Source organism: Fimbriimonadaceae bacterium, from assembly GCA_023957775.1.
Lineage (GTDB): Bacteria > Armatimonadota > Fimbriimonadia > Fimbriimonadales > Fimbriimonadaceae > JAMLGR01.
The window spans coordinates 110,979-125,593 of sequence record JAMLGR010000013.1; the positions used below are offsets into that span (position 1 = coordinate 110,979).

Here is a 14,615-nt window from a genome sequence, read left to right on the forward strand (position 1 = left end):
TCGGAGGGATCAAAGAGAACTTCGGTCACCGCCGGGCAACTTCCCCTATAATTTGTTATGCGTTTGGCAGCGGCGTTTCTCATTTTCTTAGTGAGCCTCGCTCACGCATGGGCGCAAAGCCCCTCGGCCAACCCGGCTCAAGCGTTCGACGTGTACATCACCGTCGGGAAAGGTCCGGACGGGGAGGACGGACCGGTTGCCAAAGCCCAGGTCACCCTGAGCGGTCCCGGCACCAGGCTCAACCCTCAAAGCAAGAGCACCGACGAGGAAGGGGTCGCCAAGTTCACCGTGCCCGATAAGGGACGGTACTTCGTCGAGGTCAAAGCCGGCGGATTCGCACCATTCGAGGGGCGCATGTTTGTCGAAGAGACGGTCACACACTACTTCGCGGCCCTGGCCGCCCCTTCCCAGCATCCCGACAAGGCGCGCATCGTCGTCTATGTGAAGGACTCCGAATCAGGCTGGCCCATCGATGGGGCGGCGGTCAAAACACAACGGGCCGATGCGTCCACGGCCGACCACATGAACACGGACGACGGTGGCCGCGCGTACGTCGTGATGCGCCTGGCTCCGGAGGCCAAGGGCGGACTCACGTTCGAAGTCACCGTTTCCCACCCGGACTACGAGCCCCAAACCCAACGCGTGGTGGCAGACAAGGACGTCGTCAAAGACTATCCCCTCACCTTCACCCTCAGGCGCGCCAAAGGTCTGCGGTTGTTCACCGCCACCGTGCTCGAAGCGGGCACGCGGGCGCCCGTGCCCAACGCCAAGGTCGTTCTGGACGGCGGTCGGGACAACTTCTTCTCGGTCAGCACAGGACCCGACGGCAAGGCCCTGTTCCGCCTCCCTCCAAGCGTCTCGTACGAGATCAAGATCTCAACGTCCCTCTACGACGAGGAGACCGATAAGCTCGACCTCGCCTCGGAGTCGGGCGTCGTGCAACGAACCTACGAGTTGAGCCGCAAAGGCGGCGGCGCCGAGATTCGCCGCGCGCTCATCGTCACGGTCCGTTACAAAGACGACAAGGGCGCCAACCAACCGCTCAAGGACGCCGTCGTGGTCGGCCCGGGCCTCCACGGCTCGGCTACCGACGCCAACGGCCAGATCGTGTTTCTCCACACCGTGCCGCCTGGGGAAACGATCACCGTCACAGCGTCGAGCCCGCTGTTCAAGACCGGCTCTGCGGACGTGCTTGTGCGCGACAAGGGCGTGATGGTCGATCTCAAACAGTTCACGCGCGACACCGCGCGCGGCATGGGCGATCTCGAGGCGATCCGCAAACAAGGCGTCCAAGGCTACGACACGGCGCTGATCCTGCTCGAGATGAACAAGATCGAGGCGGTGAAGAGGGTCGTCGGCAAGATCGAGACGGGCGACGAATCCACGCCCGGCGAACCCGTCGCGTATGCGACCGAACTGACCTACGCCGATGGCGACAGCGACGTCGTTACCGTCGAGGAGGTCATCCAGGTCCTCGATGCGAGTGGAGCCATCGTCGATCGCAAGGGCAGCGTGCGCACGCTCAACCGGGGCGAGCCCTCCACGCAATCGTTCCGATTCGACCCGCCCAAGCCCGGCACGTACCGCATCAAATCCGCGGTCTCGTGGGATCGGGGCGTGCTGTGGACCGGCGAGAAGACCGTCAAGGTTTCCGAAGACCGGCGCAAGATCGCACTGAGCGGCGACGTGGTCGCCAAAAAGGGCAAGGTCAACCTCGACGAGCGGATCGACGTGAACGTCAACGTCCTTTACAACGCCGGGCCGACCGAGCGCGTCACCCTGCGCGAGCGGGTCGAACTGTTCGATCCCAAGGGCGAAGTCGTGCAGAACAACCTGGGCGAGCGTGCGCTCACGCGGGGTTCCTACTCGCTCCGCAACTTCGCCATCACTTGCCAGGCGCCGGGCATGTACCGGCTGAAGTCTACGATCCTGGGCCTCGACAACGAGGTCCTCTGGAGCGGCGAAGGCACGTTCGAAGTCGCCAACGTCGGCAAGCCCGTCACCAAGAAGCCGGGTCAGGGCTACTACCGGCTCGTCAAGCGGACCGTCGGCAACGTCCCCGGTCCAGCGGTCGGACCGGAGGGCACCTTCTCCGGCTCGATCTCAGAGTCCTCGTTCGCGCTCAAGTACGAGAGCAAGCCGCCCTACGACGCCCACATCGACATCCAGGTGCAGTACTCGACCCCGCCGACGATCATCAAGGCCAACGACACGGTCGAGCTCACCGTGCAGGGCACCGCGTCCGTGACCGGCAGGGATGTGGGCTCGACGGGGATCGGCGCGGGGTGGTATGTGACGGGAAGCGGATCGCTGGTCGAAGGCCGGAACATCTTCCTGGGCAAGGCCAGTTCGGGCATGGTCTACAACTCGGGATCGACGTCCTTCAAGATCAAGGTGGGCTCGGGCGGCGCCCTCAGGATCGGCAACAGCCAGGGCGGCCAAACGTGGGGCTCCAGCGACAACTGGAACCCAGGCACCTACGATTACGAATGGGTGCCGAACGAAGCCCCTCCCGACCCCGTGAAGCCTGCCGGCCAACCCACCCTGCAGGCAGGCGCCGCCTCGGACAAGCCCGGCGACGCGGAGGGCTCCTACTCGGCCCTGATCCCCATCTCGCGCGGCGAGACGATCGACCACTGGGTGCGTGTGCAGATCAAGAAGGCCGCGAACGCCAACACCTACTCGGTCACGGGCTCGATCATGGCGACGGCCAAGAGCAAGGGGTTCCAAATCCAACTGTCAGGGACGTACTTCGGGGCCACGAACAAGATCTCGGGCAGAGGCACCTCCACCTATCCGAACACCTCCTACGTGGTGGACCTGGGCGGCTCGTTCGAAGGTGGCCAACCCCGTTTGCTCGTGACGATCCGCCAGCCCAAGGGCACGTACGTGAAGACGTTCAGCGTGACCTTGAAACGGATCAGCTAACCCAAGGAGAGCAAGGCCCGACTTCCAATTCAAGGCGCACACGCACCGCGTCCCCCACTCCGATGCCCTCCGCCCTCTGGACTGCGACCTTGACGGGCACCAGGTACACGCCGTGGCGTGGAAACAGCGATGTGGTGAAAGGCGTTTCGCCGATCTGGGCGCCCACGGGAATCACGCCCCAACCGTAAGTAACGAGCCCCGAGACCTCCTTGATCTCCGATGAAACATCGGGCGGGACCGGCACAAACACGAACGGCGCCGGCCCCCTCCAACTGATGGTCTCACCCGTAAACTCGACGATCATCGCAGCCATGGATGCCGTTGGACCATGGCCCTTGAACCGGCCCCCCTGCCTCTGTGCTCCACCCTACCTCGCCCATGGATCATCTATGCTCGCGATGTGAGCTACAGCACCTTTGCAACCATGATCGACGCGTTGCGCTTCCCCATCTGGCAAGCTCCCACGGCGAGCTTGGCGGGCCCGGAGCTCGCGGCGGCGGTCTCCCATGCCGGTGGGATGGGTTCGATGGCTCTCACATGGACCGACCCCGCCACGGCGGCGCAGCACATTCGCCAGGTGCTCGAAGCCACGTCGAACCCCTTCTTCGTCAACTTCGCGCTCGCTTTCCCTCCCGTGTCGCTCGACGCGGCCCTTGACGCGGGCGTGCCCATCGTCACGTTTTCCTGGGGGGACCCCGAACCCCATCTTGCGCGTGTGCGGGCCGCGGGGGCGAAGGTGGGCATCCAGGTCACCAGCGCCGCCGGAGCGAAGCGCGCCATCGACCATGGAGCGGACTTCCTGGTCTGCCAGGGCAACGAGGCAGGCGGGCACGTGCAGTCCAGCACTCCGCTGCCAGAGCTGCTGCCCCGCATCTTGCAGACCGTTGGAGACGTGCCGGTGATCGCCGCAGGCGGGATGGCGCACGGGCGGGACATCGCACGAGTGCTGAAGCTGGGCGCGCGAGGCGCCATCCTGGGCACGCGCTTCGTGGCGTGCCGGGAGAGCCGCGCGCACCCCGAGTACAAGCGCCAACTCGTGGAGGCCGAGGGTGCGACGGCCCTCACGGTGTGCTTCGACGGCGCCTGGCCTTACTCCGCGCACCGCGTGCTCCGCAACAGCACGCTGGAGACATGGGAGGCTGCGGGAAGCCCCGCCGTGGGCCAGCGCCCCGGCGAGGGGGACGTGGTGGCCGCGACGGCCGAAGGCGAAGCGATCTACCGGTACGAGGACACCGCTCCCAAACAGGGCTACGAGGGAGACATCGAGGCCATGTGCCTCTACGCTGGCAAGGGCTGCGGAGCGATCGACGACATTCCCGCGGCCGCCGAACTGGTGGAACGGCTGTGGCGGGAGGCAACGAGGAGGGGCCGAGGGTAGGGGCGGGATCCGAGCCGCTCCCCTCTACCCGCTCGTTGCCGCCTCGACTTGCGCGTCCCTTCCCTTTGCATGGATTGAAGCAGCCATGAGCACCGGCACAATCATCATCGTGGCGGCCAGCGCGTAGGGCATCCAGGGCGCTTGGGCGTACAGCATGTTTCCGATCACGGGACCCACGATGCGGGCGATCGCGCCCAACGATTGGGTGATCCCGAAGATGCCCCCTACCAAGGACGCCGGGGCGGCCTGCGAAATCAGGCTGCTCAGACTGGGATTCGCGATCCCGGAGCCGATGCCCAGTACCAGGCACCCAAGCAGCACCGGCGCCCACGGCGACACAAACGGAATCGTGGCCAGCACAGGGGCTTGTAGGAAGTAGCCGGTCCTCAAGAGGGCCGTCTCGCCGAACCGCGCCACGAGCCGCCCCAACAGCCCCCCCTGCACGATCGCCGCGACGACACCGACGAAGACGAGGATCAACGACGTGGCAAGGGCGTCGATGCGATACACGTCGTGGGCCAGCAGAAAGTAGGTGGACTCCAGATTCGAGAATGCGAGGTTGGCCACGAGGAACAGGGCCAGCAGGAAGCTGAGCCCGGGTGTCGCAAGCGCCTTGCCGAGCTTGGCCAAGGGGCTCAGCTTCCTCAGGTGTTCGGGTTCGGCGGGCTGGGGCGGGGCGTCCGGCATGAAGAAGAGCACGAACATCAAATTCACGAACGCGAAGAGCGCCGACGTTAGCCCGAGCAGCAACGGACTGCCGTTGCCCAACTTGACCATGGTCGCACCGAGCGGGGGGCCAAACATGAACCCGAACCCGAAAGCCATCCCGATCTTTCCCATCGCCGCGGCTCGATCCTCGGGCTTCGTGGAGTCCGAAATGTAGGCGTAGGCCACCCCGATGTTTGCGCCGGCGAATCCCAGCAGCGCTCTGGAGAGAAAGACGATGGCCAGCGTGGTGGCAAACCCGTAGGCCAGGCTAGCGCAAGTGGCCAGCGAGCAGGTCAACACCAGAACGCGCCTTCGACCGACGCGATCGCTCCATCGGCCCAGCAGGGGTGCGACGACGAACTGCGCGATGCTGAACGTCGCGAGGACGAGGCCAGCGAGAAAGCCCTTGGCACCCAATGCTTCGGCTCGCAGTTGGAGGTCGGGAATGACCGTCCCGAATGACATCATGTCGAAGAAGACCGTGAGGAACACGGCGACCAGCGGGCTGATTCGCAGTCGGGATACGGGCACCTTGGAATTCTGACGCGGGCCGGGATCGATTTGCCGGGGAATTCGCCGCATCGCTGCTTCGCTGGCGCACGCCCGTCTGGCGGGAGTGGCATGGGAGTCCCTTGTGCGCTTCGTATCGTGGTAGCCTTCCGAGATTCGCCTTGGAATGGAGTTGAGAATGATCAAGTCGCTTCGTATGCTGTGTACGGTCCTCCTGTTGCCCTCCGCTTGCCTGGCCTTGGCACAGCAGCAGGCCCACGTACAGAACTCAACGTTCGGCGCGACGGTCACCGGATTCCAAACCACGGGTGGGGCGAACGGCTGGCACTACATCACCGCGACCGTTCACTTTGTCAACCTGACCAAGAAGCCCCTCATCCTGGCGGCGAACCCAGCGAAGGCGACCTCCACGGACAACAAGGGGAACATCTATGGAACGACCAGCATGCGTGGGATCGGAGGCATTGCTTCGGGAAGGGTCGACGCGTCCTTTGTCCTGCCTCCGGGCGGAGGCGGCGACGTGCTGCTCAACATGCAGTGGCGACCTGCGCGAAACGTCGAGTTTGGAATCACCTTCGATCTCGATCTGGCCGTGAGCGAGATCGAGGCCCTGGAGAGCGGCCAAGTCCGCATCGGCAAGGAAACCGTGCTTCACTTCGGTGGCCTGAAGTCGGGCTACTTCGACGTGCCTCCCGACCACACGGTCGATGCCGGTCCCTTCACCGCGCACGTCGTTCGCACCAAGCTTGGGACCGCCGGGCGGTTTCACACAGTGGACATCACGGTAAGCATCAAGAACACCTCCGACAAGCCCCTGATTCTCGCCTATGACTACCGTTCCGACTTCGGCACGGACGATGCTGGAAATCGCTACGGCTTCGGAAATCCCGGCGGCCCCGACGCGAGTGCGAGTGGGATCGGAGTGGTTGGCGGAGGCAAGGCGGACCCCCAATTCGAGCTGAAGCCGGGCGAGGAGCGAGAAGCACGCTTCCGCATCGTTCGGGCCATCGCCAAGGTGCCGGACGGGAAGGAGTTGACGTTCTACGTCGCGCTCAAGCAACTTGAGATCCTTCCGAGCAAGCAGATTCGGGAAGTGCGTCAGTTCAGCTTGGCGTTCCCCGGGCTGCCGGCTTCGTAACCGTCCCGAATCTCGCGTATCCTAACCAGGGGACAAACTCCCCTGGTTTCGATGAGATTCTCACCACCGCTGTTCATCGCCTCGCTCGGCCTGTTGGCCATCGGCGCCGCCTCTCGCCAGGTGCCCCAGCAGGGCGCTCCCGAAATCGTCTTCGGGCGCGACGTGATGCCGATCTTGGGCCAGCGGTGCTTCAAGTGCCACGGTCCCGACGCGGCCCAGGCGGCCGCGGGACTGCACCTCGATGCGAGGGAGAGCGCCTTGCAGGTGATCGACCCGGGCTCGCCCGACACCTCGCTCCTCATCCAGCGCGTCTCGGCACAAGACCCGGCGATGCGCATGCCGCCCCAGAACTCCGGGGTGAAGCCGCTGACCCCCGAGCAGATCGGGACGCTGCGCGCCTGGATCAAGCAGGGCGCGCGCTACGAGAAGCACTGGTCGTTCGTCCCGCCCGCCATGCCTTCGCTGCCGAAGGTGCGGATGGCGGACTGGCCGAAGAACCTGATCGACCGCTTCGTGCTGGCCAAGTTGGAGGCTGCCGGGCTTGCGCCGGAACCGGAGGCCGACCGTAACACCCTGGCCCTCCGCGCCGCCCAAACCCTCACCGGACTCCCGCCCATGCTATCCGAACGGGACGCCTTCCTGAAAGACACGAAGCCGGGCGCCTACGAGCGGTACGTGGATCGACTCCTGGCGAAACCTTCCTACGGGGAGCATCAGGCGCGCTATTGGCTCGATGCCGTCCGGTACGGCGACACGCACGGCCTCCAACTCGACAACGAGAGGGGTGTGTTCCCGTACCGTGATTGGGTGGTGCGGGCCTTCAACGAGGACCTGCCCTACGACCGGTTCGTGCGTTGGCAAGTCGCTGGTGATCTGCTCCCCAACCCGACGACCGAGCAGCTCATCGCTACCGGCTACGTGCGGATGAACCTCACGTCGAACGAGGGGGGCGCGATCGCCGAGGAGTTTCTTGCGCGCAACACGTTTGATCGGGTGGATACCACCGGCACGGTCCTGCTCGGCCTGACCGTGGGGTGTGCCAAGTGCCACGACCACAAGTTCGACCCGATCAAGCAACGCGACTACTACGGTTTGTTCGCGTTCTTCAACAGCACCGAGGACAAGCCGCTCGACGGCAACGAGACCCTCCCACCGCCCGTGGTTCGCGCCGCGACGCCCGAGCAAGAGGAGCGGTTGGCGGCCATGTCCAAGGAGCTAGCACAACTTCGAGGCAAGGTGTCCCCGGCGACGGCCGCAACCGCGCTGGAGAAGTCGCGCCCTCCATCTCCCACCACCCGCGACTGGATGATCAGCGAGGTGTTCTCCCGGGGCAGCTTCGACGAGGCGTTCGATGCGGTGGAAGCCGCCGAACCAGGCCCGCCGGGCAGCGTGCCGTGGAAGCCCCTGAAGCTCGAAATCGGGAAGGACCTCACAAACCTGATCGGCAAGCCCAATGCGAGCGTTTATGTGAAGGGGACGGTTCACCTGGCGACGGCGAGGACGATCACGTTTGGCGTGTCGAGCGACGACGCCGTGAAGGTGTGGCTCAATGGGAAGTTGATCCACTCGCACAAGATCGGCCGGGGGCTGAACATGGGCGTCGATTCTGTGAAGGGCGATTTTCGAGCCGGGGACAACGAGCTTGTGGTGAAGCTGGTGAACCTCACCGCGCCCGACGGCCTCAATCTTCGGCTGGTCGATGCGGACGACCAGCGGGTCGGCGATGCGATTCGGGCGTACCGCCAGGCGCCGGGGGACGCGAATGCCGCTGACAGTCTCCGTGCGGTTTTCCTGGAACTGGGGCCGGCATCGCCGGAGGCGTTGAAATACCGCAAGATCCTCAAGGGCCGTGCGGAGCTGGAAGCGTCGATCCCGATGAGCCTCATCGCTCGCGAGATGCCCAAGCCGCGAGACACGTTCATTCTGCTGCGCGGGCAGTACGATCAGAAAGGCGCCCCTGTGACGCGCCACATCCCGCCTGCCATCGGGGAGCTTCCCGCGAACGCACCGAAGAACCGACTGGGACTGGCCGACTGGCTCGCCTCGCCCGAGAACCCGTTGGTGGCCCGGGTGTTTGTGAACCGGCTTTGGCAGCACCACTTCGGAACCGGATTGGTGAAGACAGCCGAAGACTTCGGCACGCAAGGCGAGTGGCCGCTGAACCAGCCGCTCCTGGATTATCTCGCGGTCAGCTTCCAGAAGAACGGCTGGAGCATCAAGAAGCTGAACCGACTCATCGTCACGTCGGCCGCTTTCCGGCAGAGTTCGCGCATCCGCCCGGATAAGCTGGCCAAGGACCCGGAGAACCGCCTCGTTTCGCGCGGTCCGCGTTTCCGCCTCGACGCCGAGGTCATTCGCGACAAAGCCCTGTTCGCGGGCGGACTTCTTCTCGAACGATTGGGGGGGCGAGGGTTCAAACCCTACCAGCCGGAGGGGATCTGGGAGGGCGCCTCCGACCCGGCGAGTCAGACGCACATCTACGTGCGCGATCAAGGCGACAGCATCTATCGGCGCAGCCTCTATCTGTTTTGGAAGCGCACGGCTCCGCCCCCTGCGATGCTCAACTTGGACGCGCCGTTGCGGGACACCTGTGTCGTGAGGAGATCGACAACCAACACGCCGCTGCAGGCCCTGACGATCGAGAACGAGACGGCGTTCCTTGAGGCCGCCCGCGAGATGGCCCGGCGGATCCTCGAGACTCCAGGCGACGACGACGCGCACCTGCGCCGCGCGTTCGAGCGCGCGTTGGCGCGCGCGCCGCGGGCACCCGAAGTCGACGTCCTCAAGGGCGCGCTCGCCCATTACCGCCGCAAGTACGCGGCGGATCCGGCAGCGGCGAAGAAGCTGCTCTCGGTGGGGGATGCCCCGCAGGCCCAGAAGCTCAGCCCCTCCGAACTGGCCGCTTGGATGATCGTCTGCTCGACCTTGATGAACACCGACGAGTTCTTGACCCAGCACTAACCCCATGGAACCCTTTCGCGAAGCCGAACTCCTCATGACCCGCCGCCAGCTCTTTGGCCGAACGGCCCTCGGGCTGGGCACGGCCGCCCTCGGTCGGCTCCTGGCGATCGGCGGCCTTGGCGGGCTGGCAGCCCTGGCCGAAGCGCAAGGCCAAGGACTTCCCGGCATGCCCAACTTCGCACCGAAGGCGAAGCGGGTGATCTACCTCTTCATGAGCGGCGGCCCCAGCCAACTGGACCTGTGGGATTACAAGCCGAAACTCAAAGAGCTCTACAACGCAGAGCTGCCCGACGCCGTGCGCCGGGGCCAGCGCATCACGACGATGACGAGCGGGCAAACGCGTTTCCCCATCGCCCCGACGATCTACAAATTCGACAGACACGACAACGGCGGCGACGGCGCGTGGGTGAGCGAACTGCTTTCGCATACCGCGGGCGTGGTGAACGAACTGTGCGTGATCAAGTCGATGTGGACGGAAGCGATCAACCACGATCCGGCAACGACGTTCATCCAAACGGGCAGCCAGCTTCCCGGACGGCCAAGCATGGGCGCTTGGCTCAGCTACGGGCTGGGCAGCATGAACGAGAACCTCCCGACGTACGTGGTGCTTCACAGCAAGGTCTCGAGCAACAAGCCGAACCAGGCCGTGTACCCGAGGCTGTGGGGAACCGGGTTCCTGCCGAGCGAGCACCAGGGCATCGCGCTGCGCTCCCAGGGGGATCCGGTGCTGTTCCTCAAGGACCCGGAGGGGATGGATCGGGCCACGCGGCGCACGATGTTGGACAGCCTGGAGGCCCTGAACAGCCAGTCTTTGGACGCCTTTGGGGACCCGGAAATCGCCGCGCGCATCAAGCAGTACGAGCTTGCGTACCGCCTCCAGGCGAGCGTGCCCGACCTGATGGATTTGAGCCAGGAGTCTGACGAGACCTTCGAACTCTATGGAAAGGAGGCGCACGAGCCCGGCACGTTCGCGGCGAACTGTCTCCTGGCTCGCCGCATGGTCGAGCGCGGGGTTCGGTTCATCCAAATCTTCCACCGTGGCTGGGACCTGCACACGGAGCTGACGACGGACATCCCCAGCCAAGCCAAGGACGTGGACCAGGGTTGTGCGGCGTTGATCAAGGACCTCAAGCGTCGGGGACTTCTCGAGGACACGCTGGTCGTTTGGGGTGGCGAGTTCGGCCGTACGGTGTACTCCCAAGGGACCCTCACGCCGACGAACTACGGCCGAGACCACCACCCGCGAGCGTTCACGATGTGGATGGCCGGTGGCGGGGTGAAGCCGGGCATCGTGTACGGCGACACCGACGATTACGGCTACAACATCGTGGACAAGAGCGGGAACCCGATCGATCCGAGCGTGGACGAGTTCACGCCGGGGGCTGTCCACATCCACGACCTCCAGGCGACGATCCTCAACCAGCTGGGCATCGACCACAGCAAGCTGACCTACCACTACCAGGGCCGAGACTTCCGCCTCACCGACGTGCACGGGCACGTGGTGCGGGACCTTCTCGCCTGAGGCCCCCCGCCAGCAGCGCTCGAACCGCCGCAGCCTGGTCAATCAGCGTGGGTTTGTGGTCCTTGGCGGGCTTCCGATCAAAGCGGCTTCCGAACCATCCATCAGGCCCGCGGCCGTGCTCCTGCAGCCATCGCATGGCGTCGCGCGCCGCGCGGGCCCGGCCCGAAGAGGGAACGAGCGTCCAACTGTCGACAAGCAGGAACGCGAACTTGGCCTCGTCCGCCAATCGGCCATTCACGATCCACCGCTTGTGGCTTGCCTCCGCCATGCGCTCGGCATCTTCTCGGAAAGAGGCCTCGCCCGTGAGCCGCGCGAGGGTCGCCGCGGTCCGAATCATGAGGGCAGTGTTGTACGACCACTTGGTCCTTCCCACGCTGCCATCCAGGCGGATGGAATCCCAGAAGAGCCCGTCCTCCGGGTCCTGAAGGTGCGTCTTCGTCCACGAGTAGAGGGTCTTGGCCTTGGCCAGGAGCTCCGGCTCTCGGGTCCGCTCGTAGACCGCGAGACAAGCCGCGGCCGAGGGGCCGTTGGAGCAGGTGTTCTTGCTCTCCTTCTTCGCTTCGCGCCAGTAAATGCCTCCCCCAAGGGCCCCGTCCTCGCCGCTCAGGACGTATTTGAGCGCTTCCTCCGCGAACGTGAGGAATTTGGGTTCCCCAAGCACGTCCGAGGCCTCGACGAGCGCGAGGACCATCCACGCGTTGTCGTCGTAGTAGCGATCGGCGGACTTGGGCATGGGGAGCACGTCGTAGCCCGCGACGGGCCCCTCAGGATTCCAGTACGCGCGCGTCGCTTCAACATAGGCGCGAAGCTCTGCTTTCCATGCCGGGTCCTCCGCCGCCGCGGCCGCCATCGCGCTCATCAGCACGCCGACTCCCCAGTTGAATGCAGGTTCACGTTCGTCGAGCGCCTCGGCGTACAGTCCGTTCTCCAATCGGAAGGAATCGCGCACGCGCGTGAGAGTCGAGAGGCCCCATGCGCGGAAGTCGTCCTCCTGGCTTGGCGGAGAAATCGGGGGCAGAGCAACGACCGTCGCAAGCATGAATCCAATGAGCATGGCGGTTGTTACCTTGTCGTCCCCCACAGTTTCTCCAACAGGGCGTAGATGGTCGGATCGTGCTTCTTCAGCTCCTCCCTGGTGAAGGGAATGAAGTCGTTCCGGCTGAAGAACGCCTCGGTGGATTCGGCGAAGTACTCCTGCGGGTTGGTCATCGCGTAGGCGCGATCCATCCGCTTGTTGCCCTCCGCGTCGGTTCGTTCCACGCGGTCGTAGCCGCCACTCGCCTTTGCCTTATCGTAGGCCGCGATGATTTCCGGATTCTTGAAGCCCTTGGGCAGGACCAGATCGTGATAGGCGTGGGCCAGTTCGTGAAGGGCGAAGTTCGGCATGCGGCGCACCTCCACATCGAAGATCCCGACGTTGGTGAACTCGATGCCCTTGGCCATCGCTGGGTCGCGCCCGTTTTCTTTGAGCCAATCGGCCCCGGGGTGGTACTCGGCGCGCGGCTGGATCCCCGGATACTCGGGCGAGAAGTAGAGCGGCACCTTGCGAAGTTCGACCACGGCCGCCGCCGGAACGACCTGCACAATCTCCTCGAGCTGCTTCCGAAGAAGCTCGAGTGCGTGTTCCGTCTGGGCACCCTCTTTGTCCAGGAGGTCGCGATGGACGTAGACCGTCCACCCTTCGATGGTTCGCGTTTCTCGAAGAGGCTTGCCGTTGGCCGCCTCGTCGCGCGCCACGGCCTGGCCCCGGATGGCGCGCTGGGCTTCCAGAAGGCGCGCGGGCCAACGGAACGCCGGTGCGGAATCAGGGTCGTAGCCCGCCATGTGGCCGGATAGGCGCGTAGCGGGCTTCGTGTACTTGATGGCCGTGTCGCCGAACACTTCTCGGCACATCGCGGCCAGTTCGGGGTCGTACTCGATCAAGAGGGCGCGGGTGTTCACATGGTTGTGGTCGTGGTCGTTGACGCGGTTGTTGTCGAACCAGGACTGGACCCCTTCGGCGAAGTACTCGTGGTGGTTGGTGGCCGCGTACTTGCCCTTCCACAGACCGGCCTTCATGGCGGCGTCGTACGTGGCTTTGAGGCGTTTGTCGAACGTGGGATCCACGTTGGCGAGGCCGCGGAGATGGATGTTGTGAGCGAACTCGTGGATCAGGATGCACTCCTTCTCGTAGGGGTCGCCAACCAGACCCAGCAGGTTCTCTTCGGCGACGGAGCAGTAGGGGTCGGTCTCGCTCCCTCCCAAGCCCCGGGCCCGAGCGTCCCAGAAGTCCTTGCCCGAAAGAGCCTCGAAGCCGCGCATCTTTTCCTTGCCCAGCCACGCGAACTCGGGAAGGTCCGTCGTGAACTCGTCGTGGGCCATTACGCACATGCGCGCTCCGCTCTTGATCATCGCCTCGCGGACGTCGGGCCGGTTCGCGAGCATCAGGTCTACGAGATAGACCGCCTCCTTGAGCGCGTAGGGGTTGACCTTGGGGGAGGCGACGATCGGGAATCCGTGGGCATGGGCCAACTGCGTGTAGAAGGGGGGAATGCCGTCGTGGTCGTCAGGCTGGTAGCGGAAGCATTGGACCCGGACCTCGCTGGTGACGGTGGCCACCGTTTCGCCGCCGCCGACGAGGGCAAAGCGGTGCCCGACGGTGGTGTTGAGGATCGTCTGGCCGCCTGGAGGCACGTCGCCCTTCTGGACGCGCTCAGTCTCGGACTTCAGCCAGAAGACGGTCAGGGGAACGCTGCCCGCGTTTTGAATCTGCAGCCGCGCGCGGGGCGCAGCGGGTTGGGCCATCGTTGCGGCGGGGAGCAGGCAGACGGCAAAAAGCAGGGCTCGGTAGATGGTCATGGGTTCCCCCGCGTGGGCTCTTGCTTGCAGTATAGGCCCGCGAGGCTGGCAGGTACCCTAGAGCGGTGAAGCGCCCAACGAAATCCGAGATCAAATCCGCCATCGCAAAGCTCAACGCGAAGGAAGCCTTCTCAACGGGTGCCGTCGAGTCCAAGAAAGCGTCCTTCACAGCCTCCAGGAATACGGAGCGAAAGACCAAGAACGGCTACTAACTCCCAAGGACCAAGGACCAAGGACCAAGAACCAAACACGCCGTGGCCGACATCGAGCGCCTCATCATCACCCACCGCGACGCCATCTACCGGCAGATGCTTCGCGTGTGCGGCAACCACGACGACGCGGAGGACGCGCTGGCCACGGCGATACTCTCGGCGCTGAAGGCGTCCGAGCAGCTTCGCGATCCTTCGAGCTTCCAGGGTTGGCTTGCCATGATCGGCCGACGTGCCTGCGCGCGGCTGAAGGGCCGTATGAAGGAGTCGAAGTTCGCCTCGCTCGAGGCTTTGCAAGCCCTTGGCTTCGAGGCGTCGAATGGGGCGCCGGGCCCGGACGAGGCAGGCGAACTCGCCGAGCTCCAGAATTGCGTCAGGGAAGCGATCGCCGGCGTTCCCGAGCTGTACCGGGAGGTTTATGTG

At 64.8% G+C, this 14,615-nt stretch carries 11 protein-coding genes; 7 read left to right on the plus strand and 4 right to left on the minus strand.

The features are described from left to right. Nucleotides 1-90 precede the first annotated feature (90 nt). Entirely contained in the window at nucleotides 91-2,928 is a 2,838-nt protein-coding gene (locus tag M9921_11805) for a carboxypeptidase-like regulatory domain-containing protein (protein MCO5297531.1), read from the plus strand. On the opposite strand, the gene M9921_11810 is transcribed toward M9921_11805, so the two are convergent. Further along, nucleotides 2,921-3,241, minus strand: a complete 321-nt coding sequence (locus M9921_11810) for a DUF1905 domain-containing protein (GenBank protein MCO5297532.1) — start codon at nucleotides 3,239-3,241, stop codon at nucleotides 2,921-2,923. The genes M9921_11805 and M9921_11810 overlap by 8 nt on opposite strands. Nucleotides 3,242-3,328: 87 nt before the next feature. Here M9921_11810 and M9921_11815 point away from each other — a divergent pair, with 87 nt between their 5' ends. Next, nucleotides 3,329-4,306 carry a nitronate monooxygenase gene (locus M9921_11815; protein ID MCO5297533.1) on the plus strand — a complete coding sequence of 326 codons (978 nt, stop codon included), beginning with the start codon at nucleotides 3,329-3,331 and terminating at the stop codon, nucleotides 4,304-4,306. A gap of 24 nt (nucleotides 4,307-4,330) precedes the next feature. On the opposite strand, the gene M9921_11820 is transcribed toward M9921_11815, so the two are convergent. Next, nucleotides 4,331-5,545 (minus strand): MFS transporter, encoded by a 1,215-nt coding sequence (locus tag M9921_11820; protein ID MCO5297534.1) that lies wholly within the window; start codon nucleotides 5,543-5,545, stop codon nucleotides 4,331-4,333. Between the two features lie 157 nt (nucleotides 5,546-5,702). Here M9921_11820 and M9921_11825 point away from each other — a divergent pair, with 157 nt between their 5' ends. Genes M9921_11825 through M9921_11835 form a run of 3 tightly spaced genes read left to right on the plus strand, consistent with a single transcriptional unit; the run spans nucleotide 5,703 to nucleotide 11,145 of the window. Then, nucleotides 5,703-6,662 (plus strand): hypothetical protein, encoded by a 960-nt coding sequence (locus M9921_11825; protein MCO5297535.1) that lies wholly within the window; start codon nucleotides 5,703-5,705, stop codon nucleotides 6,660-6,662. 51 nt (nucleotides 6,663-6,713) lie between these two features. Then, nucleotides 6,714-9,623, plus strand: coding sequence for a DUF1553 domain-containing protein (locus tag M9921_11830; protein MCO5297536.1), 2,910 nt, complete (start codon nucleotides 6,714-6,716; stop codon nucleotides 9,621-9,623). A 4-nt stretch (nucleotides 9,624-9,627) separates the two neighbouring features. Then, on the plus strand, nucleotides 9,628-11,145 hold the full coding sequence (locus M9921_11835; GenBank protein MCO5297537.1) for a DUF1501 domain-containing protein: 1,518 nt from the start codon (nucleotides 9,628-9,630) through the stop codon (nucleotides 11,143-11,145). On the opposite strand, the gene M9921_11840 is transcribed toward M9921_11835, so the two are convergent. Together M9921_11840 and M9921_11845 are read right to left on the minus strand one after the other, a co-directional pair. Then, on the minus strand, nucleotides 11,102-12,199 hold the full coding sequence (locus M9921_11840; protein ID MCO5297538.1) for a glycoside hydrolase family 76 protein: 1,098 nt from the start codon (nucleotides 12,197-12,199) through the stop codon (nucleotides 11,102-11,104). The genes M9921_11835 and M9921_11840 overlap by 44 nt on opposite strands. A gap of 8 nt (nucleotides 12,200-12,207) precedes the next feature. After that, nucleotides 12,208-13,983, minus strand: coding sequence for a hypothetical protein (locus M9921_11845; protein ID MCO5297539.1), 1,776 nt, complete (start codon nucleotides 13,981-13,983; stop codon nucleotides 12,208-12,210). Between the two features lie 65 nt (nucleotides 13,984-14,048). Here M9921_11845 and M9921_11850 point away from each other — a divergent pair, with 65 nt between their 5' ends. Together M9921_11850 and M9921_11855 are read left to right on the plus strand one after the other, a co-directional pair. Further along, nucleotides 14,049-14,195, plus strand: a complete 147-nt coding sequence (locus M9921_11850; GenBank protein ID MCO5297540.1) for a hypothetical protein — start codon at nucleotides 14,049-14,051, stop codon at nucleotides 14,193-14,195. Nucleotides 14,196-14,237: 42 nt separating this feature from the next. After that, on the plus strand, nucleotides 14,238-14,615 hold a 378-nt coding region (locus M9921_11855), incomplete at its 3' end, for a sigma-70 family RNA polymerase sigma factor (protein ID MCO5297541.1).

Bases quoted from the DNA above. Each gene is read 5' to 3' on its own strand.
- M9921_11810 (MCO5297532.1), bottom strand. From the start codon at position 3,241: ATGGCTGCGATGATCGTCGAGTTTACGGGTGAGACCATCAGTTGGAGG.
- M9921_11825 (MCO5297535.1), top strand. From the start codon at position 5,703: ATGATCAAGTCGCTTCGTATGCTGTGTACGGTCCTCCTGTTGCCCTCC.
- M9921_11830 (MCO5297536.1), top strand. From the start codon at position 6,714: ATGAGATTCTCACCACCGCTGTTCATCGCCTCGCTCGGCCTGTTGGCC.
- M9921_11835 (MCO5297537.1), top strand. From the start codon at position 9,628: ATGGAACCCTTTCGCGAAGCCGAACTCCTCATGACCCGCCGCCAGCTC.
- M9921_11840 (MCO5297538.1), bottom strand. From the start codon at position 12,199: ATGCTCATTGGATTCATGCTTGCGACGGTCGTTGCTCTGCCCCCGATT.
- M9921_11845 (MCO5297539.1), bottom strand. From the start codon at position 13,983: ATGACCATCTACCGAGCCCTGCTTTTTGCCGTCTGCCTGCTCCCCGCC.